We start from the raw sequence: 23,585 nt of genomic DNA, 5'->3' as shown, positions 1-23,585 counted from the left end.
GCCGCCGCGCCGCCGGCGCGCGAACGCCGACCCGGGCCGCCCAGTCAGCACGATAAAGAAGGACGATCAGATGGAATCGCAGGACCTGCGCAACGCCGGACTCAAGGTCACCCATCCGCGCATGCGGATCCTGGAGCTGCTGGAGCAGTCCAAGCCGCGCCATATGACCGCCGAGGACATTTACCGGCTGCTGCTGGAAAAGGGCGAGGACATCGGCCTGGCCACGGTCTACCGCGTGCTGACCCAGTTCGAATCCGCGGGCCTGGTGCTCAAGCACAACTTCGAGGCCGGGCAGTCGGTGTACGAGCTCGACCGCGGCCATCATCACGACCACATGGTCGACATCGAGACCGGCAAGATCACAGAGTTCGAGAGCGCCGAGATCGAAGAGCTGCAGCGCAAGATCGCGGCCAAGCACGGCTACGAGATCGAAGAGCACTCGCTGGTGCTGTACGTGCGCAAGAAGCGCTGAGGGGCGCGTTGCGGGATCGGTGGAGCGCAGCGCTCGCCGGTGCCGCCAGACTAGAAGGGCCCGCTCATGGCGGGCCTTTTCTTTGGTGCGGGCTGTGTTGCCGCGACAGGCCTAGGTCCAATACGGGACGCGTCCGCGGCGTCATTCGCGCGCTGACTCCACTCGGCGCGTAGGTGGCGCCCAGTCTGGAACCGAGAGGTTCTAGGGCGCCTGCGTCGTCGGCGACAGACCGAGCAAGTCACTGGATCCCCGCCTTCGCGGGGATGACGAATCGAGAGTGGCCACGGCACGCAAAGCTCTTCCGAATCCCGAATCCCGAATCCCGGCCCTTAAACCACATCCGCGAGCAGCCGCCTGGCCGCCGCGCGCACTTCCTTGGTCAGCTCGACGCCGCCGAGCATGCGCGCGAGTTCCTCTTCGCGCTGCTTGGCGTCCAGGCGCTGGACCGCGCTCTGGGTGACGCCTTCGCTGGCCGACTTGCTGACCCGGTAGTGGGCGTGGCCCTGGGCCGCGACCTGGGGCAGGTGGGTCACGCACAGAACCTGGCGGCTCGCGCCCAGGGCGCGCAGCTTCTGGCCGACGATCTCGGCCACGGCGCCGCCGATGCCGGAGTCGACCTCGTCGAAGACCATGCTGGGGACCGTATCCAGGCCCAACGCGGCGACTTCGATCGCCAGCGAGACGCGCGAGAGCTCGCCGCCGGAGGCGACCTTGCGCAGGGCGCGCGCGGGCTGGCCGGGGTTGGCCGCGACCAGGAACTCGACGCGCTCGCCGCCCTGCGGATCGGGGCGGTCTTCGTCGATGGGCTCCAGAGCGATCTCGAAACGGCCGCCGCCCATGCCGAGCTCGCCGATCAGGCCGGTGGTCGCGGCCGACAGGGCCTGGGCGGCGCTCTTGCGCGAGGCGGTCAGGGCGTCGGCGTTGCCGCGCCAGGCCTTGCGCGCGCCGGCGATCTCGCCGTCCAGGCGCGTCAGGCGTTCGCCGGCGCCGCGCAGGACGTCCAGTTCGGCGCCCATGCCGTCGCGGTGCGCGGCCAGTTGTTCGGGGGCGACGCGGTGCTTGCGCGCGAGCTCGTGCAGGCGGCCCAGGCGTTGTTCCAGGGTGTCGAAGGCGGACGGGTCCAGGTCGAGGTCGTCGCGCACGCGGCCTAGCAGGGCCAAGGCTTCGTCGACCTGGATCGCGGCGGCGTCGAGCATGGCGTCGACGTCGCTCAGGCGCGCCTCGTGCTCGACCACGCGCTGCAGTTCGGCGCGCACCTGCTGCAGATTGCGCGACAGCGAGGGGCCGTCCTCGCCGCCGAGGCGGGCGAAGGCGTCGTCGCAGGCGGTGATCAGGCCGGCGGCGTGGGCATGGCGCTTGTGATCGGCGTTCAGGCGCGCGATCGCCTCGGGTTCCAGGGTTTCGCGTTCGAGTTCGGCGTGCTGGTGTTCCAGCCAGCCGATGCGTTCGGAGACGTCGCCCTTGGCGATCAGGGCGTCGCGTTCGCGCAGCAGGGCGCTCCAGTCGCGCGCGGCGGTTTCGACCGCCGCGCGCGCGGCATCGTTGCGCGCGTAGGCGTCGAGCAGGGCGAGCTGGCTGGCCTTGGACAGCAGGGCCTGGTGCTCGTGCTGGCCGTGGATCTCGACCAGGCGCGAGGCCAGGTCGGCGAGCTGGCCCAAGGTGGCCGGGCGGCCGTTGATCCAGGCGCGCGAGCCGCCGTCGGCGCGGATCACCCGCCGGACCTGGCAGCTGTCGTCCTCGTCCAGTTCGTTCTCGCGCAGCCAGGCCGCGGCCGGCGCGGCGTCTGCCAGCGAGAAGTCGGCGACCAGTTCGGCGCGGTCGGCGCCGTGGCGGACCACGCCGCTGTCGGCGCGCAGGCCGCTGATCAGGCCCAGGGCGTCGACCAACAGCGACTTGCCGGCGCCGGTTTCGCCGGAGATCACGGTCAAGCCCGGGCCGAACGAGAGTTCGGCCGCGCTGACCACGACGAAATGCTTGAGAGAAAGGTGGGTGAGCATGCGCTGGCGGCGTTGTGGAGCGGCGATTGTGCCGGGTCGGGGGTGACCGGGCTAGCAGGGAATGCCGCCAATCTGTGTCGGATTAGTCTCCAGGGTTGAGATTGGGCGGCGGCAGGCGAGTTTCGAGTGCGGGCGGCGCGATCGCGGGTTACGTCGCTCCGACGGGAGGGCGGAACCCGTTAGGCATCGAGCTTGGGGAGGAGGGCGACGAACGGAAGCTACGTCGTGGCTCGATGGCGCGGTCGCGACTTGCGTCGCTCCTACCGCAAACCCGACCGACTAGCGGTGCGTGCAGGCACGCTTCCTGTGGGAGCGGCGTGAGCCGCGATTGCGTGGCTGCCAGGCCCCGCAAGGCCAGCCCGCCGGGGGCGCTCTCACACGGGCCTCCGGCCGCATGAATGGCGCGCGCGCATCGCCGCGCTTGCGCCCACCGCCCGGCGCGCTTATATCGACAGCGATGAATCGCCGTTCTTCCGACCTCAGCCTGGACCCGCGCGCGCGCCAGTTGTTGCGCACGCTGATCGGGCGCTACATCCACAGTGGCGAACCGGTGGGCTCGCAGACGCTGGCGCGCCATGCCGGCCTGGACGTGAGCGCGGCGACCATCCGCAACATCCTGTCCGACCTGGAGGACGCCGGCCTGCTCAGCGCGCCGCATACCTCGGCCGGGCGCATCCCGACCGCGCAGGGCTATCGCTTGTTCGTGGATTCGCTGCTGCAGGTGCGGCCGCTGCCCGAGGGCGACCTGGCGCGCCTGCGCAACGAGCTGCCGACCGGTTCGGGCACCCAGGCCCTGCTCGGCAGCGCTTCGGAGCTGCTGTCGGCGATGACCCATTTCGTCGGCGTGGTCAGCGTGCCCAAGCGCGAGCAGTTCGCGTTCCGGCGCATCGATTTCGTCCCGCTGGACGCGCAGCGCGTGCTCGCGATCCTGGTGTTCGCCGATCACGACGTGCAGAACCGCATCATCCAGACCAAGCGGCCCTACGACGCCGGCGAGCTGGAGCGGGTCGCCAACTACCTCAACAGCCATTTCGCCGGGCGCCCGGTCGCCGACATCCGCGCCACCCTGCTGCACGAGCTGCGCAGCGCGCAGTCGGAAATGGCCGCGTTGCTGGCGCAGTCGGTCGAGCTGGCCGAGCAGGCGCTGGCGCCGGACCGCGACGACGACATGGTGCTGGCCGGGCAGACCCGGCTGATGGGCGTGCAGGAGCTGTCCGACGTGGATCGCCTGCGGGAGCTGTTCGAGGCCTTCGCGCGCAAGCGCGAGATCCTGCAGCTGCTGGAGCGCACCATCCACGCCCCGGGCGTGCGCATCTTCATCGGCGAGGAAACCGGCCTGGCGCCGCTGGAAGGCGTGTCGCTGGTGACCGCGCCGTACACCGCCGGCGGCCAGGTGCTGGGTGTATTGGGCGTGATCGGGCCGACCCGGATGGCCTACGACCGGGTGATCCCGGTGGTGCAGGCCGCGGCGGATGCCCTGGGGGATGCGTTCAAGCCCGAGGCTTGAGCGGGGCGCGTGTCTGGGGACTTGGCCTTCTGTCCGCTGGCGCGGACCTTGGCTTCCTGTGGGAGCGGCGTGAGCCGCGATCGCGAAAACCGTCGTGCTGCGGGTATTGGCTTCGGTTTTTTCTACCTGCCTCGGCGCGCCACCGCTTCGGCATCGCGGCTCACGCCGCTCCCACAGGAAGCGGGCGAGGCGGGGTGGGCGTCGCCATTGGTGGCTTAGGCCGCGACTCGCGTCGCTGCTGCCCAAGGCCATCGCCGTCGCCGATCGCCGCTTTGGGGTAGGAGCGGCGTGAGCCGCGATSCCCGAAGCCGAAGYCCGCCGATCACCGAGGTTCCAGCCGAAGCCGGGCCCGCGTCGGTCGCCGACTCYCGCGRTCGCGGCTTGCGCCGCTCGCGCTCAATGATGCCGATAGCGGCGCGATAGCCCCTGCGGCTATGCCCATCGTCCCAAAAACGGCATCGAACCACCCCGGTCGCCGCCGTTGCCGCACGATCGCCGCAGATGCCGGCACTTCTGCGCGGCGCGCACTTGAACGGTCCGGGCTTGGCCCCAATAGCTGCCCCTGTCGCGGATATACCGCCAGGACCAGCCCAGCATGAGCCACCACGATCCGAATACCGAACTCCACCCCGACGCGCAGGACCCGGCTTCCGCCGCCGCGCCGAACGAGGTCGAGACCCTGCGCGCCGAACTGGCCCAGGTCCGCGAGGACGCGCTGCGCGAGCGCGCCGAACTCGACAACCAACGCAAGCGTCTGGCGCGCGACATCGACACGGCGCGCAAGTTCGCCAACGAGCGCCTGCTCGGCGACCTGCTGCCGGTGATCGACAGCCTGGAAGCCGGCCTGGCCGCGGCCGGCGGCGACGCCAGCGCGCTGCGCGAGGGCATGGAACTGACCCTGCGCCAGCTGCTCAAGGTCGCCGGCGACAACGGTCTGATCGCGGTCGACCCCACCGGCCAGCCGTTCAACCCCGAACAGCACCAGGCCATGAGCATGGTCCCGGCCCCGGGCGTCGCCCCCAACCACGTGGTCCAGGTCTACCAGAAGGGCTGGCTGCTGAACGAGCGGCTGCTGCGCCCGGCCCTGGTCGTGGTCGCCCAGGACGCCTGAACCGTCGCCGGCGCGAGCGCGCCGGAGCGCGCGGGCGAGGGCGGGGGCGCTTGAACCGCCCGCGACCGGACCCCAAATAACGCACATCGGCGCCGCAACGGCAGCCGCAACATCTAAAGCATTCGAGAGGGAGCAACACCATGGGCAAGATCATCGGCATCGACCTGGGCACGACCAATTCCTGCGTCGCGATCATGGAAGGCGGCAACGTCAAGGTCATCGAGAACGCGGAAGGCGATCGCACCACGCCGTCCATCGTGGCCTTCACCAAGGACGGCGAAGTCCTGGTCGGCGCTTCGGCCAAGCGCCAGGCCGTCACCAATCCCAAGAACACCTTCTACGCGGTGAAGCGCCTGATCGGCCGCAAGTTCACCGACGCCGAAGTGCAGAAGGACCTGGACCTGGTGCCCTACGGCATCGCCCAGCACGACAACGGCGACGCCTGGGTGGCGACCGCCGACGGCAAGAAGATGGCGCCGCAGCAGATCTCGGCCGAAGTGCTGGCCAAGATGAAGAAGACCGCCGAGGCCTACCTGGGCGAGACCGTCACCGAGGCGGTCATCACCGTGCCGGCCTACTTCAACGACAGCCAGCGTCAGGCCACCAAGGACGCGGGCAAGATCGCCGGCCTGGAGGTCAAGCGCATCATCAACGAGCCGACCGCGGCGGCGTTGGCCTACGGCATGGACAAGAAGGGCGGCGATCGCAAGGTCGCGGTCTACGACCTGGGCGGCGGCACCTTCGACGTGTCGATCATCGAGATCGCCTCGGTCGACGGCGAAATGCAGGTCGAGGTGCTGGCCACCAACGGCGACACCTTCCTGGGCGGCGAAGACTTCGACAAGCGCGTCATCGACTACTTGGTCGAAGAGTTCCAGAAGGACCAGGGCATCGACCTGCGCAAGGATCCGCTGGCCCTGCAGCGCCTGAAGGACGCCGCCGAGCGCGCCAAGATCGAGCTGTCCAGCGCCCAGCAGACCGAAGTCAATCTGCCCTACGTGACCGCCGACGCGTCGGGCCCGAAGCACCTCAACATCAAGCTGACCCGCACCAAGCTGGAGTCGCTGGTCGAGGACCTGGTCAAGAAGACCATCGAACCCTGCCGCATCGCGCTCAACGACGCCGGCCTGCGCGCGGGCGACATCAGCGAAGTGATCCTGGTCGGCGGTCAGACCCGCATGCCCAAGGTCGCGCAGGCCGTGGCCGAGTTCTTCGGCAAGGAACCGCGCAAGGACGTCAACCCGGACGAGGCCGTGGCTGTCGGCGCGGCGATCCAGGGCGGCGTGCTGGCCGGCGAGGTCAAGGACGTGCTGCTGCTGGACGTGACCCCGCTGAGCCTGGGCATCGAAACCCTGGGCGGCGTGTTCACCAAGATCATCGAGAAGAACACCACGGTACCGACCAAGGCCTCGCAGACCTTCTCCACCGCCGAGGACAACCAGTCGGCCGTGACCGTGCACGTGCTGCAGGGCGAACGCGAGCAGGCCCGCTACAACAAGTCGCTGGCGCGTTTCGACCTGTCCGGCATCGAGCCCTCGCCGCGCGGCATGCCGCAGGTCGAGGTGTCCTTCGACATCGACGCCAACGGCATCCTGCACGTGTCGGCCAAGGACAAGAAGACCGGCAAGGAACAGAAGGTCGAGATCAAGGCCGGTTCGGGCCTGTCCGAGGACGAGATCGCCAAGATGGTCGCCGACGCGGAAGCCAACCGCGAGGAAGACCAGAAGTTCCACGACCTGGTCCAGGCCCGCAACCAGGCCGACGGCCTGATCCACATGGCGCGCAGCACGATCAAGGAGCACGGTGAGAAGCTGCCGGGCGACGCGATCGGCCGCACCGAGGGCGCGATCGCCGAGCTCGAGACCGCGATGAAGGGCGACGACAAGGGCCAGATCGAGGCCAAGTCCAAGGCCCTGGAAGAGGCCGCTCAGGCCCTGTTCGCGGCGGTCCAGGCCCAGCAGCCGGGCGCGGACGCGGGCGGCAACGCCGGCGCCAAGTCCGACGACGTGGTCGACGCCGAGTTCACCGAGGTCAAGGACGATCAGAAGCCGTGATTCGGGATTAGGGATTAGAGATTGGAAGGAGCGGGTTTTCCCGCTCCTTTCGCTATTCTCCCACCGGTTCCGTCCCTGAGTTTTGCGCCGTAACGAATCACGAATCCCGAATCACGAATCCCGGCCCATGAGCAAACGCGACTATTACGAAGTGCTGGGCGTGGCCCGCAACGCCAGCGACGACGACCTGAAGAAGGCCTATCGGCGCTGCGCGATGAAGCACCATCCCGACCGCAATCCCGGCGACAACGCCGCCGAGGCGGCGTTCAAGGAGTGCAAGGAGGCCTACGAGGTGCTGTCCGACGCCAATCGTCGGCGCGCCTACGACCAGCACGGCCACGCCGCCTTCGAGCACGGCATGGGCGGTGGCGGCGGCGGGCCTGGCTACGCCGACATGGGCGATATTTTCGGCGACATCTTCGGCAACATCTTCGGCGGCGGTGGCGGCCAGCGCGGTCCGCGCCGCGGCGCCGATATCGGCTATGTGATGGAGCTGTCGCTGGAAGAGGCGGTCGGCGGCCTGGACAAGCAGATCGAAATCCCGACCCTGGACGAATGCGACACCTGCAACGGCTCGGGTTCGGCCGACGGCAAGCTGGAAACCTGCACCACCTGCAGCGGCCGCGGCCAGGTCCGCTTCCAGCGCGGCATCTTCTCGATGCAGCAGGCCTGCCCGCATTGCGGCGGCCGCGGCCAGACCATCGCCGATCCCTGCAAGGACTGCCACGGCCAGGGCCGGGTGGAACGCACCAAGACCCTGCAGGTCAAGATTCCGGCCGGCGTCGACAACGGCGACCGCATCCGCCTGACCGGCGAGGGCGAGGCCGGCCCGGCCGGTTCGCCGCCGGGCGATCTGTACGTGGAAGTGCGCGTGCGCGAGCACGAGATCTTCCAGCGCGACGGCGACGACCTGCACTGCGAGGTGCCGATCCGCATTTCCCAGGCCGCGCTCGGCGATACGATCCGCGTGCCCACGTTGGGCGGCGAGGTCGAGCTGCGTATTCCGTTCGAGACCCAGAGCGGCAAGCTGTTCCGCCTGCGCGACAAGGGCGTGAAGTCGGTGCGCAGCCGCAAGCCGGGCGATCTGTATTGTCGGGTGGTGGTGGAAACCCCGGTCAATCTGACCGTCGAACAGCGCGAGTTGCTGGAAAAGTTCGAAGCGACCTTCATCGGCGAGGGGGCGCGCAAGCATTCGCCGCGTTCCTCGACCTTCCTGGACGGGGTCAAGGGTTTCTGGGACCGGATGACCTCCTGAGCCCGAGGCATAGCGAAATCAGAAGGGGGCTGCGGCCCCCTTTTTCGTGCCCGTTGTGTGCCGCCGCCGGCTTGCGCTGGAACGGTCTTAGCGGCGCTCGCGCGATGTGATAGAACGTCTCGCATCCGGTGTACGGCCGGTTCAGGACGGCGCCCCGCGAGCCTATGCGAGGCGCTCGTCGCCCACGTAGCGACAGGGGGAAGGGATGCGTATCGCAACACTGCGGCTGTGCGCCGCGATCGGCATTGCGCTGGCGGCTACGGCCGCGGTGGCGCAGAACGCCACGCCGACGACGGCGCCCGCCGCCTCCGAGGATCCGGTGCGCAGCGAACGCGCGCACGTGACCTACACCGTGCAGCCCGACGGCAGCTACGTCGAACAGCACGAGACCGAACTCAAGGTGCTGGACGAACGCGCGGTCGAATACGCCAAGCGCGAGTCGATCAGCTACAGCGCCAGCATTCAGCGGTTCGAGGTGATCGAGGCCTATACGCGCAAGGCCGACGGCCGCCGCATCGAGGTGCCCAAGTCCAACTATCAGGTCGAGACCAACGACGGCCGCGAGGGCGGCGGTCCGGCGTTCTCCGACATCGCCACCACCAGCCTGATCTTCCCCGATGTCGCCGCCGGCGACACCGTGGTGCTGTCCTATCGCCTGATCGGCAAGCAGCCGATGTTCGACCGCCAGTTCTCCGAACTCGACAGCTTCAGCAACCACCGCTACGCGGGCGACGTGCGCATCAAGATCGACGCGCCGGCGGCGATGTGGGCCCAGCACAAGGCCTGGGGCGCATTGAAGCAGGTGCGCGACGAGACCGTCGGCGACCGTCGTATCGTCGAGTGGAGCTATCAGAACCGTGCCCCGTCCAAGAGCAAGCGCACGGACTACTCGGTCTACCAGGTCGAGGATTTCCCGGGCTTCGCCTATTCGACCTTTCGCAGCTACGGCGACATCGCCCGCGTCTACGGCGAGCGCGCGCTGCCCAAGGCGGTGCCGACGGCGCGCGCGCGCAAGCTGGCCGACGAGATCGCGGCCGGCAAGACCGCGCCGCGCGAGGTCGCGCGTGCCCTGTACGAATGGGTGTCGACCAACATCCACTACGGCGGCAACTGCATCGGTCTGGGCGCGGTGGTGCCGCGCGACCAGGACTTCGTGCTCGACAACCGCCTGGGCGATTGCAAGGACCACGCCACCCTGCTGCAGGCGCTGTTGGCGGCCAAGGGCATCGAGGCCAGCCAGGCCCTGGTCAACGCCGGCAACGTCTACCGCCTGCCGGAGATTCCGGTCGCCTCCAGCGTCAACCACGTGATCAATTACCTGCCCGGGCTGGATCTGTACCTGGACGCCACCGCCAAGGGCATCCCGTTCGGCGACCTGCCGCCGAACGTGGCCGGCAAGCCGGTGCTGCGCGTCGACCAGCCCGAATTGAAGGCGCACACGCCGGCCTATCGTTCCGAGCGCAACCGCCAGCGCATGACCACCCATCTGACCGTGAGCGAGGACGGCTCGGTCAAGGGCAAGGTCGCGGTGGAGGTGTCGGGTTTCCCGGCGGTCTCCTTGCGCGGCGCGCTGCGCGAGATGACCCAGGAGCAGGCCCGGGACCTGGTCAAGAACTACTTTCAGTCCAGCGGCCTGGTCGCGCAGGGCAGCTTCCGCCAGGACGATCCCAAGCCCCTGATCGACAGCCAGAACTACGACGCCCAATTCGAGGTCGCGCAGATGCTGCCGGTGCCGGGCGCGATCCCGCTGCGGCCGATGTTCATGAACCCGCAGCCGGTCGCGAGCTTCGTCTCCAGCGCCAACGAAGACCTCAGCGCCGAGGGCGAAACCGCCTGCACCGGCGGGCGCTCCGAGGAGATCTACCGGATCGAGTTTCCGGCCAGCATGAAGGTGATCGCGGTGCCCACCAATCTGTCGATCGAATCCGGCGGCCTGCGCTACCACGCCACCTACAGCCTCAAGGGCAATGTGCTCGAGGCCAGCCGGGTGTTCGAGGACGGCACGCCCGGCCCGCTGTGCACGCCCGAGTACAACCGCGCCTTCCAGGCCTTCGCCAAGAAGGTGCTGCCGAACCTGAAGTCGCAGGTGGTGTACCAGTAGGCGGGCAGGGCATGCGCTGCGCGACACAGCCGATGGCGGAACGGACGCATGCCGACGCCTGTGCATGAGCTGGTGCTGACGCCGGGCCGCCACGCTTGCGGCCTGCAGGCGGGCGCCAGCCGCCTGTTCAACGTGCTGGGCATCGCCGGCCAGCGTCTGATCGAGCGTCATGGGCCGAACCAGTCCTACGATTTCTACTGGGAAGGCCAGCGCGACGGCGTGGTCTGCCGGGTGCGCGGCAGCGATTGGGATCCGCAACTGCCGCAGGCCCGCTTCCACGTCGAACTCAGCCGCGCCGCCGCGGCCGCGGCGATGCTGCAACGTCTGCACGAGTACGCCGCGCAGCAGGGTTGGGGTTCGGCCGAGGTCGCCGACGCATGAGGCGGACCGGCCTGTCCACGCGGCGCGCCGCTCCCGCCGCCGGGAGGCCGCATGCCGCCTAGCTATGCCGCGATCCGGCCCTTGCTGGCGCCCTGGGGCGAGTTGCGCGCGCAGCCGGCATCGGACTGGCAGGGCGAGTTCGCACTGCCGCCGGCCTTGCTGGACTTCTATCGCGAGGTCGGCCCCTGGGGCGGCGTCCGCCACGCGTCGGTCGGCCCGCTCGGTCTGGACCTGGCCTGCGGCGGCAATCCGGTGTCGATCCCGCCGCTGCAGAACCTATGGGCGCGCCAGGCCGGCTATCGCTGGCATGGGCTCAGCGGCGAGCGCCTGCGCGGCTGGAAGGACGAATGGCTGGTGGTGGCGATGGAGGGCAGCCATCCCTTCATCTACGACCTGATCAGCGGTGCGGTGTCGTTCGACCTGGCCGGCGGCCACTGGAACCCGCGCCCGATCGCCGACGATCTGGCCACCGCGTTCGGCGCGCTGGCGACCGTGGCCAACACCTACGCCGCGCTGGGCGAGTCGGCGCTGGACGAGGATTACGAGTTGCGGCCGCAGGCGCGCGCGAGCGTGCGCGACGCGCTGGCCGAGTTCCTGGGGCAGGGGCCCGCCCAAGCCGATGCGCTGCTGCATGCGTGGCGCTGGTATGAATGAGCGTGCGCGGTCGTTCGCGCCGTGGGCGTCCAGGCCAGACCCGCGTGTGCGCGTCGCGTGGCGATCGTTACCCCAATCAGGACGCTTTATGAAACGGACACTGGCGCTCATCGCCGCCTACGCGCTCGCTGCGCCCGCGCACGCGGCCTGCCTGGGCGAGACGCCGTTGGCCGCCGCGCAGGCCTGGTTTCGGCAGCACTACACGTTCTGGAACGAGCCGACGACGACCCTGGGCGACGCCTTCGCTCCGCCCTTGCTGCGGCTGCTGGAACGCGAGCAGGCCTGCAAAGTCGAGGGCGTGTGCGCGATCGACGCCGATCCCTGGCTGGATGCGCAAGACGGCGAGGCCCGCGACCCGGAGTACTTCGTCGAAGCCGAGGACGTGGTGCGGTTGCGTTACCGCTTCGTGCTCGACGAGCGCATGCCGACGCAGTCGCGCGAGCTGCGCTTGCGCTTCAGCGGCGCGGACCGCTGCTGGCGCGCGGCCGATCTGGTCGGTCCCGACGGCCGTTCCTTGCTGCGCACGCTGACGTCCTATTACGACGAGTAGGGCGGCGCGCCGTCGTCGCCGCTTGTCGAAACTCCGGCCCAGCCGTTAGCCTGCCGGCATGAACGATATCCCCCGACTCCTGATCCACGGCGCCTCCGGGCGCATGGGGCTGGCGCTGCTGCGTCTGGCCGCGGCCCGCGACGATCTCAGCGTGGTGGCCGCGGTCTCGCGCAAATCGCCGGCGCAGCGCGTGGTCGACGGCGTGCCGCAGTTCGCCGCCAGCGAATTGAGCGGCGTGCCCGAGTTCGACGTCGCCATCGATTTCAGCCTGCCGGAGGGCTTCGACCCGGTGCTGGCGCTGTGCGCCGAACGCGGCCGCGCCCTGGTTTCGGGCACCACCGGCCTGTCCTCGGAACAGAACCGCGCGATCGAGGCCGCCTCGGCGCGCATCGCGATCGTGTGGGCCGCCAATTACAGCCTGGGCGTGGCGGTGCTGACCGAACTGGTGCGGCGCGCCTCGGCCGCCTTGCCGAGTTGGGACTGCGACATCGTCGAGGCCCACCACACCCGCAAGCTGGACGCGCCGTCGGGCACGGCCCTGCACCTGGGCCAGGCGGTCGCGATCGGCAGCGGCCGCGACCCGCACTACGCCAGCCTGCGCGCGGGCGACATCGTCGGCGAGCACACGGTGCAGTTCGCCAGCGCCGGCGAGCGCCTGGAGCTGATCCACCGCGCGACCAACCGCGACATCTTCGCGCGCGGTGCGCTGGAGGCGGCGTTGAAGGTGGCGCGCCAAGGCCCGGGCCGCTACGGCCTGGCCGAGCTTATGTTCCCGAATCTGTAGGTCGCGTCGTGGCGGGCTCGGGCCCCTGACGGCAGCGCGCCCCTTGGTTCGCCGGCCCGGCAGGGCGAGGCAGGCGCCGCGGAGCGGGCACTGCGCTGGTTTGCCGATCCGGGCCGTAACCGCCACACCGCTGGCGCGAAGGTGAACAGCCGGTTTCCGGACGCGCGGGCGGCGCTGGAATGGGCTCGCGCGGCTGGCGTTCGCCGGCCCGCGTCGGTACAATTCTCGCTCGCCTGAACCCCGCCCGCCGGACCGGTCCCGCACCGCGTCCGTGTTTTGCTGCAAGCCGGTTTTGCCGGTGCGCGCTGGACGGGGTCAGTATCCTCGGCAGCCAAGGCGACCCCCGTGACCCAACCCGCAATCCTCGCTCTCGAAGACGGCACCGTATTCGAGGGCGTTTCCGTAGGCGCGCCCGGCCTCAGCGTCGGCGAAGTCGTCTTCAATACCGCCATCACCGGTTACCAGGAAATCCTCACCGACCCGTCCTACGCGCGCCAACTGGTCACGCTGACCTATCCGCACGTGGGCAACACCGGCTGCACCGACCAGGACGACGAAGCCGGCCAGGTCTGGGCCTCGGGCCTGATCGTGCGCGACGTGCCGCGCCGCCCCAGCAACTGGCGCAGCCAGATCGCGTTGCCGCAGTGGCTGGCCGAGCGCGGCGTGGTCGCGATCGCCGACATCGACACCCGCCAGCTGACCCGTCTGCTGCGCGATCGCGGCGCCCAGAACGGCGCGCTGATGGCGGGCGAGGGCATCGACGCGGCCAAGGCCATCGAGGCCGCGCGCAAGTTCCCGGGCCTGAAGGGCATGGACCTGGCCAAGGAAGTCAGCACCCGCGAGCGTTACGAGTGGCGCGACGGCCAGCTCGATCTGGACGCCAACGCCTTCGTCCAGGCCGAACCGCGTTTCCATGTGGTCGCCTACGATTTCGGCGTCAAGCGCAACATCCTGCGCATGCTGGCCGAGCGCGGCTGCCGGGTGACGGTGGTGCCGGCGCAGACCTCGGCCGCCGACGTGCTGGCGCTGAATCCGGACGGCGTGTTCCTGTCCAACGGCCCCGGCGATCCGGAGCCCTGCGACTACGCGATCGCCGCGATCCGCGAATTCCTGACGCGCAAGCTGCCGACCTTCGGCATCTGCCTGGGCCACCAGCTGCTGGGCCTGGCCGCGGGCGCCAAGACGCTGAAGATGAAGTTCGGTCACCACGGCGCCAACCATCCGGTCCAGGACCTGGACAGCGGGCGCGTGATGATCACTTCGCAGAACCACGGTTTCGCGGTCGACGAGGCCAGCTTGCCCGCCAACGTGCGGGTGATCCACCGCTCGCTGTTCGATGGCAGCAACCAGGGCATCGAGCTCAGCGACGCGCCGGCTTTCAGCTTCCAGGGCCACCCGGAAGCCAGCCCCGGCCCGCACGATGTCGCGCCCTTGTTCGACCGTTTCGTCGCCAGCATGGAGTCGGCACGATGAAGTTCCACGCGTTCGCCGCCGTCCTGGCCGCGGGCTTGGCCTGGTCGGCCCCGGTCGCCGCGGCCGCGCCTACCGATGCCGAAGTCGCCCAGATCCAGCAGTTGCTGGGCTTCGATGTCGCGATCGAGCGCGTGATCGCCGGCAAGATCGACAACGCCGAAGAGTTCAAGGTCTTCAACGACAGCCAACGCGGCTGCATCAAGGGCGAGCTGCTGCCGGAATTCCGCAGCAGCATGGTCGACGCCTTCCGCCAGCTGTTCGGCGACGGCGAGACCATCGCCGCCTGGACCCGTTTCGGCCAGACCAAGGGCGGCGCCAAGTTCGTCGCCGGCATGCGCGAGCAGGTCAAGGGCAACATCGACAACGCCGTCGACGGCGCGCCCAAGGCCGAGGCGGTCGAATTCTTCAAGGGCATGCAGGCCGACGAGCTGATGGAGGTCATGGAGTTCATGCAGAGCCCGGCCGCCAAGGTGCTGGAACGCGAATTCCCCGACACCGACGTCAGCCCGGAACAGCTGCAGAAGCTCAGCGAGCGCGTGTCCAAGCGCTGCGGCATCGAGATGCCCAAGGCCTGATGAGCGCCGCCACGATCCAGGCCGCGACCGCAGCGCGCAAGCCCGCGCGCCGCTGGCGTCGTTGGCTGATCGCCGGCGCCGTGGTCGCGGCCTATCCGGCCTTCGTCCTGATCGTGGTGTATTCGCAGTTCTTCGCCGCCGGCCTGCCGGGCGGCCGTAACGGCCCCGCCGACGCCTACCGGCACACGTTGGCCAGCGCCGTGGTCGCCTACACCACCTCGCCGCGCATCGTGGACTGGGTCACCCGGGTCATGGAGCGCGACGGGCAGGGCAACCGCAGCCGCGCCATGGACGCGCACAACAACCGCATCGGCGCGCGCATCGGCCGCGACGCCGACAGCTGGCAGGCGATGAACCTGAGCGTGCGCGACGCCGTGCGCGCCGGCGCGATCGACGCCGCCGGCAGCCAGCAGATCACCTGGTTGCCCCCGGGCGACTGGCAGGACCGCTTGTACTGACATGCAACACACCACACCACACCACACCACCCGCGACGCGCACTCAACGGAGACAAGGAATGACCCTGCAAGCTCGCTGCAATGCCGTCGTCGCCGCCACTTTGCTGGCGCTGCTTCCTATCGTCGCCAGCGCCCAGAACGCGCAGGCCCAGGCCGACAAGCTGGCCGACGTGATGATGCAGATGCTGCCGTTCGGCAAGATCCTCGACGATGCCGCCGCCGGCGACCCGGAGTGGCCGCTGCAAGGCAAGGCCGACAAGGTCGAGCCGGCCAAGCTGAGCTGCCTGCGCAACGAGCTGTCCACCGACGGCTATCGCCGCAGCAAGCGCGCCCAGGCCCTGGAGTACGTCAAGGCCAATCCCGGCCGCGTCGACGCCGACCTGGCCCTGCTCAACGGCGGCGCCGCCAGCGTGTTCTCCGATTTCATCAATGCCGGGGTCAATGAAGCCCAGACCGGCAAGAAGGTCGAAACGACCGAAGTGATGAAGAAGATGAAGGCCGATCAGATGCTGTCCTTCATCGATTTCATCACCGAGCCCAAGCACGCGCCGCTGCGCGAGCTGGTCGGCATCGGCGAAGCCTTCGATCCCTCCAAGACGGCGCAGGAGAACAGCGACGCCGGCAAGAGCATCGGCACCCGTCTGGTGCTGAAGCTGATGCTCGGCGCGATGACCACTTGCGACGTACCGCCTTCCACGATCCTCGAGTGACACAATGCCCAAGCGCACCGACATCAAAACCGTCCTGATCATCGGCGCCGGGCCGATCGTGATCGGTCAGGCCTGCGAATTCGACTACTCGGGCGCGCAAGCCTGCAAGGCGCTGCGCGACGAGGGTTATCGCGTGGTGCTGGTGAACAGCAATCCGGCCACCATCATGACCGACCCGAACATGGCCGACGCCGTGTACATCGAGCCGATCAACTGGCAGACGGTCGAGAAGATCATCGCCAAGGAAAAGCCCGACGCGCTGCTGCCGACCATGGGCGGCCAGACCGCTCTGAACTGCGCGCTGGACCTGGCCGACAACGGCGTGCTGGAGAAGTACAACGTCGAGCTGATCGGCGCCAAGCGCGAAGCCATCCGCATGGCCGAGGACCGCGAGCTGTTCCGCGTGGCGATGGCCGAGATCGGCCTGGAATGCCCCAAGGCCGAAGTCGCGCGCAGCTTCGAGCAGGCGGTCGATATCCAGACCCGGGTCGGCTACCCGACCATCATCCGTCCCAGCTTCACCTTGGGCGGCAGCGGCGGCGGCATCGCCTACAACAAGGAAGAGTTCGAGGAGATCGCCAAGCGCGGCCTCGAGCTGTCGCCGGTGCACGAGATCCTGGTCGAGGAGTCGGTGCTGGGCTGGAAGGAGTTCGAGATGGAAGTGGTCCGCGACACCGCGGACAACTGCATCATCGTGTGCTCGATCGAGAACTTCGACGCCATGGGCGTGCACACCGGCGACTCGATCACGGTCGCGCCGGCGCAGACCCTGACCGACAAGGAATACCAGCGCCTGCGCGACGCCTCGATCGCGGTGCTGCGCAAGATCGGCGTCGACACCGGCGGCTCCAACGTGCAGTTCGGCATCAACGCCCAGAACGGTCGCGTGGTCGTGATCGAGATGAATCCGCGCGTATCGCGGTCCTCGGCGCTGGCCTCCAAGGCCACCGGCTTCCCGATCGCCAAGATCGCCGCCAAGCTGGCGATCGGCTACACCCTGGACGAACTGCGCAACGAGATCACCGGCGGCGCCACCCCGGCCTCGTTCGAGCCGACCATCGATTACGTGGTCACCAAGATTCCGCGCTTCGCCTTCGAGAAGTTCCCGCAGGCCGACGCGCGCCTGACCACGCAGATGAAGTCGGTCGGCGAAGTCATGGCGATGGGCCGGACCTTCCAGGAGTCGCTGCACAAGGCCCTGCGCGGCCTGGAGACCGGCAAGGTCGGCCTCGACCCGACCGGCCTGGACCTGTCCAGCGACACCGACATGGCCAAGCTGCGCCGCGAGCTGAAGGAGCCGGGCCCGGAGCGCATGTTCCATATCGGCGACGCCTTCCGCGCCGGCATGAGCGTGGAGGACGTGCACGCGCTGTCCTTCGTCGATCCCTGGTTCCTGGACCAGATCGAGGAACTGATCGCCGCCGAACGCAAGCTCGCCGAGGCCGGCCTGGCTTCGCTGGACAAGGCCCGCATGCGCGCGCTCAAGCGCATGGGCTTCTCCGATGCGCGCATCGCTCAGCTCACCGGCACCGACGAGACCGCCGTGCGCACCCTGCGCCGCGCCTTCGGCGTGCGCCCGGTGTACAAGCGCGTGGACTCCTGCGCGGCCGAGTTCGCCACTACCACCGCCTACATGTACTCGACCTACGAGGACGAGTGCGAGGCCCAGCCGACCAACCGCGACAAGATCATCGTGCTCGGCGGCGGCCCCAACCGCATCGGCCAGGGCATCGAGTTCGACTACTGCTGCGTGCATGCCGCGCTCGCCCTGCGCGAGGACGGCTATGAAACCATCATGGTCAACTGCAACCCGGAAACGGTCTCGACCGACTACGACACCTCCGACCGCCTGTACTTCGAGCCGCTGACGCTGGAAGACGTGCTGGAGATCGCGGACCTCGAGAAGCCCAAGGGCGTGATCGTGCAGTACGGCGGCCAGACCCCGCTGAAGCTGGCGCGCGCGCTGGAAGCCAACGGCGTGCCGATCATCGGCACCAGCCCGGACAGCATCGACCTGGCCGAGGACCGCGAGCGCTTCCAGCAGCTGGTCCAGGAGCTGGGCCTGGCGCAGCCGATCAACCGTACCGCGCGCAATCCCGAGGAAGCGCTGCTGCTGGCCGGCCAGATCGGCTATCCGATGGTGGTGCGCCCTAGCTACGTGCTGGGCGGCCGGGCCATGGAAATCGTCTATTCCGACGCCGACCTCACCCGCTACATCCGCGACGCGGTCAAGGTTTCCAACGACTCGCCGGTGCTGCTGGACCGCTTCCTCGACAACGCCGTCGAGGTCGACGTCGACATCATCGCCGACCGCGAAGGCCACGTGCTGATCGGCGGCGTGATGGAGCACATCGAAGAGGCCGGCGTGCACTCCGGCGACTCCTCCTGCTCGCTGCCGCCGTATTCGCTGTCGCCGGCGACCCAGGACGAGCTGCGCAAGCAGGTCGTGGCGCTGGCCAAGTCGCTCAAGGTCGTGGGCCTGATGAACACCCAGTTCGCGATCCAGACCGACGCCGAAGGCCGCGACACCATCTTCCTGATCGAAGTGAACCCGCGCGCCTCGCGCACGGTGCCGTTCGTGTCCAAGGCCACCGGCATGCCGCTGGCCAAGATCGCCGCGCGCTGCATGGTCGGCCAGACCCTGGCTTCGCAGGGCGCGCTGGAAGAGATCGTGCCGGACTACTACTCGGTCAAGGAGGCGATCTTCCCGTTCGCCAAGTTCCAGGGCGTGGACCCGATCCTCGGGCCGGAGATGCGCTCCACCGGCGAGGTCATGGGCGTGGGCAAGAACTTCGGCGCGGCCATGGCGCGCGCCCAGGAAGCCGGCGGCATCAAGGCGCCGCCGGTGGGCAAGGTGTTCGTCTCGGTGCGCGATCCGGACAAGCAGCGCGTGCTGACGGTGGCGCAGGAGCTGGTGCGCCGCGGCTACACCCTGGTCGCCACCAGCGGCACCCAGGCCTTCCTCAGTGGCCACGGCGTGGCCTGCGAAGTGGTCAACAAGGTCACCGAGGGCCGCCCGCACGTGGTCGACCTGATCAAGAACGGCGAGATCGTCTACATCATCAACACCACCGAAGGCCGTCAGGCCATTTCGGACTCGTTCTCGATCCGCCGCGAGGCGCTGCAGGCGCGCATCACGTACTCGACCACGGTGTCCGGCGCGCGCGCGCTGGTGAACTCGCTGGACTACCGCGGCCAGGGCCCGGTGTGGTCGCTGCAGGAGCTGCACGCGCAGATCCAGGGCGCGGCCTGAGCCGGCACGGGACGCGGAACCGCTCCGCGTCCCGGCGGCCCGCGCGCCCAGCGCGGGTTTCGCGCCCGATTTCGAGGGATTTTCCCGCCGGCGCCCGATGGGGTGCCAAGCGGCCGCGTTCGCGGCACAATCGAACTTTGCAAACGGAAGCGACCGGCCCCCGGCCGGCACGAGGAACGATGAGATGAGAGCACCGATCACGGTGAAGGGCGCCCAGCGCCTGCGCGCGGAACTGGAAGAGTTGAAGTCGGTCAAGCGACCGGCCGTGATCAACGCGATCGCGGAAGCGCGCGCGCACGGCGACCTCAAGGAGAACGCCGAGTACCACGCCGCGCGCGAGCAGCAGAGCTTCATCGAGGGCCGCATCAAGCAGCTCGAGTCCGAACTCTCGCACGCCCAGCTGATCGACGTGTCCACCCTCAACGCCGGTTCCAAGATCGTGTTCGGCGCCACCGTCGAGCTGGCCGACGTCGAGACCGACGAAGAACGCACCTACCAGATCGTGGGCGACCTGGAAGCCGACATCAAACAGGGCCTGATCGCGATCTCCTCGCCGGTCGCGCGCGCCCTGATCGGCAAGCACGAGGGCGACAGCGTCGTCATCGAGGCGCCGGGCGGCACCCACGAGTACGAAATCGTCGGCGTCAGCTACGCCGGCTGAGCAGGCCGCGACCGCGAGGCCGCGCATGACTCCGACCACCGCGACCCTGCTGCTGCCCGAGCGCGAACGCTTCGGCGGCCAGCGCCTGTCCGAGGACCTGGGCCGCCGGCTCGCGCGCGCCGACCGGATCGCGCGCAGCGGCGATCCGCTCGCGCGCGTGCTCGACGTGCTGCCGCGCGGTTGGCCGGTGGCCGCGGCCACCCGCCAGCGCGACGCCCGCGATGCCGCCCACGCGGCCTGGATGCGCGCCGATCCGGCTTATGTGCGACCCGACCTCAACGGCGCGCGCCTGCTCGCCTACGGCCAGGCCCTGGGCCTGGACGAGGCGGAGGCCGCCGACTTCCTGCGCACGCTCAAGCCCTTGTTCGGCGATGCCGGTTTTCCGATCGACGCGCCGCGGCCCTCGCGCTGGTACCTGCGCCTGCCGCAAGGCGCCAAGCTGCCGAGCTTCGCCAGCCCGGAAACCGTGCTCGGCGCCGACTTGTTCGAACACCTGCCGGATGCGGCCGACCAGAGTCCCGAAGGCCGGCGCTGGCGCTCGCTGCTGAGCGAAGCGCAGGTGACGCTGCACAACCACCCACGCAACGCCCAGCGCATCGCCGCCGGCCAGGCGCCGGTGAACTCGCTGTGGTTCTGGGGCGCCGGGCTGCTGCCCGATCACGTGCGCAGCGCCTACGCGCGCATCTGCAGCGACGACGAAGCCCTGACCGCACTGGGCGCGCTGGCCGGCGTCCAGGCCACGGCGCTGCCGCCGCGTTGGAGCGCGGGCGAGGGCGACCTGGCGGTCGATCTGCGCCGCGCACGCGACCTGCAAGCCTTGGAGCGCGACTGGCTGACGCCGTTGAGCGCCGAACTCGATGCCGGCCGGGTGAGCCGGATCGCGCTGGAATTCGGCGGCAGCGAAGCCTACGAACTCGCGCGCGCGCAGCGCTGGCGCTTCTGGCGCAAGCCGCTGCGTTCGCTGCAAGCATGACCGCGCGCGCATGACCGAACCCGCCCGCCTGCGCCGCCGCCAGATCGCCGACCCCGGCGCCTGGCCCGACAGCGTGTCGCCGCTGCTGCGGCGTGTGTATGCCGCGCGCGGCGCGTTCGCGATCGAACAGGCGCAGCCGCGCCTGGCCCAACTGCTGCCGCCCGACGGACTGGGCGGCCTGGACGCCGCCACCGCCTTGCTCGCCGATGCGATCGCCCAGGATCGCCACATCGTCGTGGTCGGCGATTTCGACTGCGACGGCGCCACCGCCTGCGCGGTCGGCGTGCGCGGGCTGCGCATGCTCGGCGCGCGCCGGGTCTCGCATGCGGTGCCCAACCGCATGGTGCACGGCTACGGCCTGTCGCCGGCGCTGGTGGACGAACTGGCCGCGCTGCAGCCCGACCTGCTGGTCACCGTCGATCACGGCATCGCCTGCCACGCCGGCATCGCCGCGGCCAAGGCGCGCGGCTGGCAGGTGCTGGTTACCGACCACCATTTGCCCGGCGAACGCCTGCCGCCCGCGGACGCGATCGTCGATCCGAACCTGCCCGGCGATGCATTTCCCAGCAAAGCCCTGGCCGGCGTCGGCGTGATGTTCTATGTGCTGCTGGCGCTACGCCGCACGCTGCGCGCGCAAGGGCGCTGCGAAGGCAATGGGCCGGACTTGCAGGTACTGCTGGATCTGGTCGCGGTCGGCACCGTCGCCGACCTGGTGCCGCTGGACGCGAACAACCGCGCCCTGGTGGCCGCCGGCTTGCGCCGGCTGCGCGCGGGGCAGGGCGGCGCCGGCCTGCGCGCCCTGATCGAGGTCTCGCAACGCGATGCGCGCCGTCTGACCGCGGCCGACATCGGCTATGCGCTGGCGCCGCGCCTCAACGCCGCCGGTCGTCTGGAAGACATGGCCTTGGGCATCGAATGCCTGCTGACCGAGAACGAGGCGCAGGCGCGCGAGATCGCCCACAGTCTCAACGAGATCAACGCCGAACGACGCGCGGTGCAGCAGCAGATGACCGACGAGGCCGCGGCCGCGTTCGCCAAGGTCGCGCTGGATGCCAAGGCCGTACCGTTCGCGGTCTGTTTGTTCGACGAAGATTGGCATCCGGGCGTGGTCGGCCTGGTCGCGTCCAAGATGAAAGAGCGCCTGCACCGCCCGGTGATCGCGTTCGCGCCGGCCGAACCCGGCAGCGACGCGCTGCGCGGTTCAGCGCGCTCCATCCCCGGCTTCCACATTCGCGACGCGCTGGCCGACGTGGCCGCGCAGCACCCCGAGCTGATCGAACGCTTCGGCGGTCACGCCATGGCCGCCGGCCTGTCGCTGCGACGCGACGCGCTGGACGCGTTCCGCGCCGCATTCGAACGCTGCGCGGGTGCGTCGCTCACACCGGAACTGCTGCAAGCCGACGTGCTCAGCGACGGCGAGCTCGGCGCGGGCGAGTTCGACCGCGCCAGCGCCGAATCGCTGCGCGACGGCGGGCCGTGGGGGCAGGGCTTTCCGGAACCGCAGTTCGACGGCGAGTTCCCCGTGCTGGGTTGGCGCGTGGTCGGCGAGCGTCATCTCAAGCTCGAGCTAGGTCATCAAGGCCGGCGCTTGAACGCGATCGAGTTCGGCGGCTGGCACGGCGATCCGCCGCCGGCACGGGTGCGTATCGCGTATCGGCTGGAGCCGGACGACTACCGTGGCGGCGATGCGATCCAGTTGGTGATCGTGCACCGCGAGCCGGCCTAGCCGACGACGGCCGCGCAGCGGCCTTCTTTCCAGTGCGGTCCGTAGCGGAGACAATGCGCTCCCCGATCCAGGTGCGCCGTCGATGGAGTTCTCGCCCGAGGTCATCGCCTTCCTCATGGCCGTGGCCTTCGTCGCGGGCGCCATCGACGCGCTGGCCGGCGGCGGCGGGCTGCTGACGATTCCGGCGCTGATGGCGGTGGGCATCCCGCCGGTGGCGGCCATCGCCACCAACAAGCTGCAAAGCGCGATCGGCACCTCCAGCGCGGTGTTCGCGTTCGCGCGCAAGGGCCATATCGATTTCCGGCGTTACGCCTTGCCCGCGCTGGGCGCGTTCGTGGGATCGGCCGGCGGCGCCTGGCTGCTGCAGCGCATGGACCCGTCATTCCTCAGCGGCGTGATTCCCTTGTTGCTGATCGCGATGGCGGCCTACTTCCTGCTCGCGCCGCGCATGAGCGATCAGGACAGCCATCAGCGCATCGGCCCGTACGCGCTGGCGGCGCTGATCGCGCTGATCGGCGTCTACGACGGCTTCTTCGGGCCCGGCACCGGTTCGTTCATGGCGACCGCCCTGGTCGCGCTGGGCGGCCTGGGCGTGGTGCGCGCGACCGCGCAGACCAAGTTCTTCAACCTGGCCAGCAATCTGGCCGCGTTGGCGGTGATGATCGCCGGCGGGCATGTGCTGTGGACGGTCGGACTGGCGATGGCCCTGGCCAGCGTTGCGGGCGGGCAGGTCGGTGCGCACGCGGCGATGCGTTTCGGCGCGCGCGCGGTGCGGCCGGTGTTGGTGGTGATCTGTCTGGCGCTCACGGTGAAACTGTTGTCGGACCCGGGCAATCCCTTGCGTTTGGCGTTGGCGGCGCATTTTTCCGACGCCGGCGGCGGCTGAGCGC

The 23,585-nt window shown here is 69.4% G+C and carries 20 protein-coding genes; 19 read left to right on the top strand and 1 reads right to left on the bottom strand.

Going from position 1 to position 23,585, the window contains the following annotated elements; genetic code table 11:
- Positions 1-70: 70 nt before the first annotated feature.
- A complete protein-coding gene (fur, locus tag ASD69_RS05950; RefSeq protein WP_056174976.1) occupies positions 71-472 on the top strand; it encodes a ferric iron uptake transcriptional regulator in 402 nt (133 codons plus the stop codon).
- A 329-nt stretch (positions 473-801) separates the two neighbouring features.
- Here the strand turns inward: fur and recN are convergent, their stop codons facing one another.
- Entirely contained in the window at positions 802-2,469 is a 1,668-nt protein-coding gene (gene recN, locus ASD69_RS05945) for a DNA repair protein RecN (RefSeq protein ID WP_056174973.1), read from the bottom strand.
- A gap of 457 nt (positions 2,470-2,926) precedes the next feature.
- On the opposite strand from recN, the gene hrcA reads away from it, so the two are divergent.
- The 18 genes from hrcA (at position 2,927) to ASD69_RS05855 (ending at position 23,581) form a co-directional block, all read left to right on the top strand.
- Positions 2,927-3,976, top strand: a complete 1,050-nt coding sequence (gene hrcA, locus ASD69_RS05940; RefSeq protein ID WP_056174969.1) for a heat-inducible transcriptional repressor HrcA — start codon at positions 2,927-2,929, stop codon at positions 3,974-3,976.
- A gap of 595 nt (positions 3,977-4,571) precedes the next feature.
- A complete protein-coding gene (gene grpE / locus ASD69_RS05935; protein WP_056174966.1) occupies positions 4,572-5,087 on the top strand; it encodes a nucleotide exchange factor GrpE in 516 nt (171 codons plus the stop codon).
- Positions 5,088-5,227: 140 nt separating this feature from the next.
- Positions 5,228-7,141, top strand: coding sequence for a molecular chaperone DnaK (gene dnaK, locus ASD69_RS05930; RefSeq protein WP_056174962.1), 1,914 nt, complete (start codon positions 5,228-5,230; stop codon positions 7,139-7,141).
- Positions 7,142-7,268: 127 nt separating this feature from the next.
- Positions 7,269-8,396, top strand: coding sequence for a molecular chaperone DnaJ (gene dnaJ / locus ASD69_RS05925; protein WP_056174959.1), 1,128 nt, complete (start codon positions 7,269-7,271; stop codon positions 8,394-8,396).
- Positions 8,397-8,601: 205 nt separating this feature from the next.
- Positions 8,602-10,497, top strand: coding sequence for a DUF3857 and transglutaminase domain-containing protein (locus tag ASD69_RS05920; protein WP_056174956.1), 1,896 nt, complete (start codon positions 8,602-8,604; stop codon positions 10,495-10,497).
- A gap of 48 nt (positions 10,498-10,545) precedes the next feature.
- Complete coding sequence (locus tag ASD69_RS05915; protein WP_056174953.1) at positions 10,546-10,878, top strand: hypothetical protein; 333 nt, start codon at positions 10,546-10,548, stop codon at positions 10,876-10,878.
- 51 nt (positions 10,879-10,929) lie between these two features.
- Positions 10,930-11,532, top strand: coding sequence for a hypothetical protein (locus tag ASD69_RS05910; RefSeq protein ID WP_056174950.1), 603 nt, complete (start codon positions 10,930-10,932; stop codon positions 11,530-11,532).
- 88 nt (positions 11,533-11,620) lie between these two features.
- On the top strand, positions 11,621-12,082 hold the full coding sequence (locus ASD69_RS05905) for a hypothetical protein (RefSeq protein ID WP_056174949.1): 462 nt from the start codon (positions 11,621-11,623) through the stop codon (positions 12,080-12,082).
- A gap of 58 nt (positions 12,083-12,140) precedes the next feature.
- Positions 12,141-12,866 carry a 4-hydroxy-tetrahydrodipicolinate reductase gene (gene dapB / locus ASD69_RS05900; RefSeq protein ID WP_082576291.1) on the top strand — a complete coding sequence of 242 codons (726 nt, stop codon included), beginning with the start codon at positions 12,141-12,143 and terminating at the stop codon, positions 12,864-12,866.
- 345 nt (positions 12,867-13,211) lie between these two features.
- The gene (carA, locus tag ASD69_RS05895) at positions 13,212-14,339 is read left to right on the top strand and encodes a glutamine-hydrolyzing carbamoyl-phosphate synthase small subunit (protein WP_056174943.1); all 1,128 of its coding nucleotides are present in this window, start codon (positions 13,212-13,214) and stop codon (positions 14,337-14,339) included.
- Complete coding sequence (locus ASD69_RS05890) at positions 14,336-14,914, top strand: hypothetical protein (protein WP_056174940.1); 579 nt, start codon at positions 14,336-14,338, stop codon at positions 14,912-14,914. Before carA ends, ASD69_RS05890 begins: the two co-directional genes overlap by 4 nt.
- Positions 14,915-14,928: 14 nt before the next feature.
- On the top strand, positions 14,929-15,372 hold the full coding sequence (locus ASD69_RS05885) for a hypothetical protein (RefSeq protein ID WP_056176635.1): 444 nt from the start codon (positions 14,929-14,931) through the stop codon (positions 15,370-15,372).
- Between the two features lie 59 nt (positions 15,373-15,431).
- Positions 15,432-16,082, top strand: coding sequence for a hypothetical protein (locus tag ASD69_RS05880; protein ID WP_056174937.1), 651 nt, complete (start codon positions 15,432-15,434; stop codon positions 16,080-16,082).
- Between the two features lie 4 nt (positions 16,083-16,086).
- Positions 16,087-19,335: a carbamoyl-phosphate synthase large subunit gene (carB, locus tag ASD69_RS05875; protein WP_056174934.1), complete on the top strand. Its 3,249-nt coding sequence runs from the start codon at positions 16,087-16,089 to the stop codon at positions 19,333-19,335.
- 184 nt (positions 19,336-19,519) lie between these two features.
- Positions 19,520-19,996, top strand: coding sequence for a transcription elongation factor GreA (greA, locus tag ASD69_RS05870; RefSeq protein WP_056174930.1), 477 nt, complete (start codon positions 19,520-19,522; stop codon positions 19,994-19,996).
- A 25-nt stretch (positions 19,997-20,021) separates the two neighbouring features.
- Entirely contained in the window at positions 20,022-20,969 is a 948-nt protein-coding gene (locus ASD69_RS05865) for a hypothetical protein (protein WP_056174927.1), read from the top strand.
- Between the two features lie 10 nt (positions 20,970-20,979).
- Positions 20,980-22,695 carry a single-stranded-DNA-specific exonuclease RecJ gene (recJ, locus tag ASD69_RS05860; RefSeq protein ID WP_056174924.1) on the top strand — a complete coding sequence of 572 codons (1,716 nt, stop codon included), beginning with the start codon at positions 20,980-20,982 and terminating at the stop codon, positions 22,693-22,695.
- Between the two features lie 82 nt (positions 22,696-22,777).
- Positions 22,778-23,581, top strand: a complete 804-nt coding sequence (locus ASD69_RS05855; RefSeq protein WP_056174921.1) for a TSUP family transporter — start codon at positions 22,778-22,780, stop codon at positions 23,579-23,581.
- Positions 23,582-23,585 lie beyond the last annotated feature (4 nt).

Source organism: Lysobacter sp. Root604 (assembly GCF_001427505.1).
Lineage (GTDB): Bacteria > Pseudomonadota > Gammaproteobacteria > Xanthomonadales > Xanthomonadaceae > Lysobacter.
The sequence above is the reverse complement of the archived record's forward strand: the minus strand, read 5'-3'. Positions and strand labels throughout refer to the sequence as shown.

Coding starts and splice junctions, on each gene's coding strand:
- dnaK (WP_056174962.1), top strand. CDS start 5,228: ATGGGCAAGATCATCGGCATCGACCTGGGCACGACCAATTCCTGCGTC.
- fur (WP_056174976.1), top strand. CDS start 71: ATGGAATCGCAGGACCTGCGCAACGCCGGACTCAAGGTCACCCATCCG.
- ASD69_RS05855 (WP_056174921.1), top strand. CDS start 22,778: ATGGAGTTCTCGCCCGAGGTCATCGCCTTCCTCATGGCCGTGGCCTTC.
- grpE (WP_056174966.1), top strand. CDS start 4,572: ATGAGCCACCACGATCCGAATACCGAACTCCACCCCGACGCGCAGGAC.
- hrcA (WP_056174969.1), top strand. CDS start 2,927: ATGAATCGCCGTTCTTCCGACCTCAGCCTGGACCCGCGCGCGCGCCAG.
- ASD69_RS05890 (WP_056174940.1), top strand. CDS start 14,336: ATGAAGTTCCACGCGTTCGCCGCCGTCCTGGCCGCGGGCTTGGCCTGG.
- recN (WP_056174973.1), bottom strand. CDS start 2,469: ATGCTCACCCACCTTTCTCTCAAGCATTTCGTCGTGGTCAGCGCGGCC.
- ASD69_RS05880 (WP_056174937.1), top strand. CDS start 15,432: ATGACCCTGCAAGCTCGCTGCAATGCCGTCGTCGCCGCCACTTTGCTG.
- ASD69_RS05865 (WP_056174927.1), top strand. CDS start 20,022: ATGACTCCGACCACCGCGACCCTGCTGCTGCCCGAGCGCGAACGCTTC.
- ASD69_RS05910 (WP_056174950.1), top strand. CDS start 10,930: ATGCCGCCTAGCTATGCCGCGATCCGGCCCTTGCTGGCGCCCTGGGGC.
- carB (WP_056174934.1), top strand. CDS start 16,087: ATGCCCAAGCGCACCGACATCAAAACCGTCCTGATCATCGGCGCCGGG.
- dapB (WP_082576291.1), top strand. CDS start 12,141: ATGAACGATATCCCCCGACTCCTGATCCACGGCGCCTCCGGGCGCATG.
- ASD69_RS05915 (WP_056174953.1), top strand. CDS start 10,546: ATGCCGACGCCTGTGCATGAGCTGGTGCTGACGCCGGGCCGCCACGCT.
- recJ (WP_056174924.1), top strand. CDS start 20,980: ATGACCGAACCCGCCCGCCTGCGCCGCCGCCAGATCGCCGACCCCGGC.
- greA (WP_056174930.1), top strand. CDS start 19,520: ATGAGAGCACCGATCACGGTGAAGGGCGCCCAGCGCCTGCGCGCGGAA.
- ASD69_RS05905 (WP_056174949.1), top strand. CDS start 11,621: ATGAAACGGACACTGGCGCTCATCGCCGCCTACGCGCTCGCTGCGCCC.
- dnaJ (WP_056174959.1), top strand. CDS start 7,269: ATGAGCAAACGCGACTATTACGAAGTGCTGGGCGTGGCCCGCAACGCC.
- ASD69_RS05920 (WP_056174956.1), top strand. CDS start 8,602: ATGCGTATCGCAACACTGCGGCTGTGCGCCGCGATCGGCATTGCGCTG.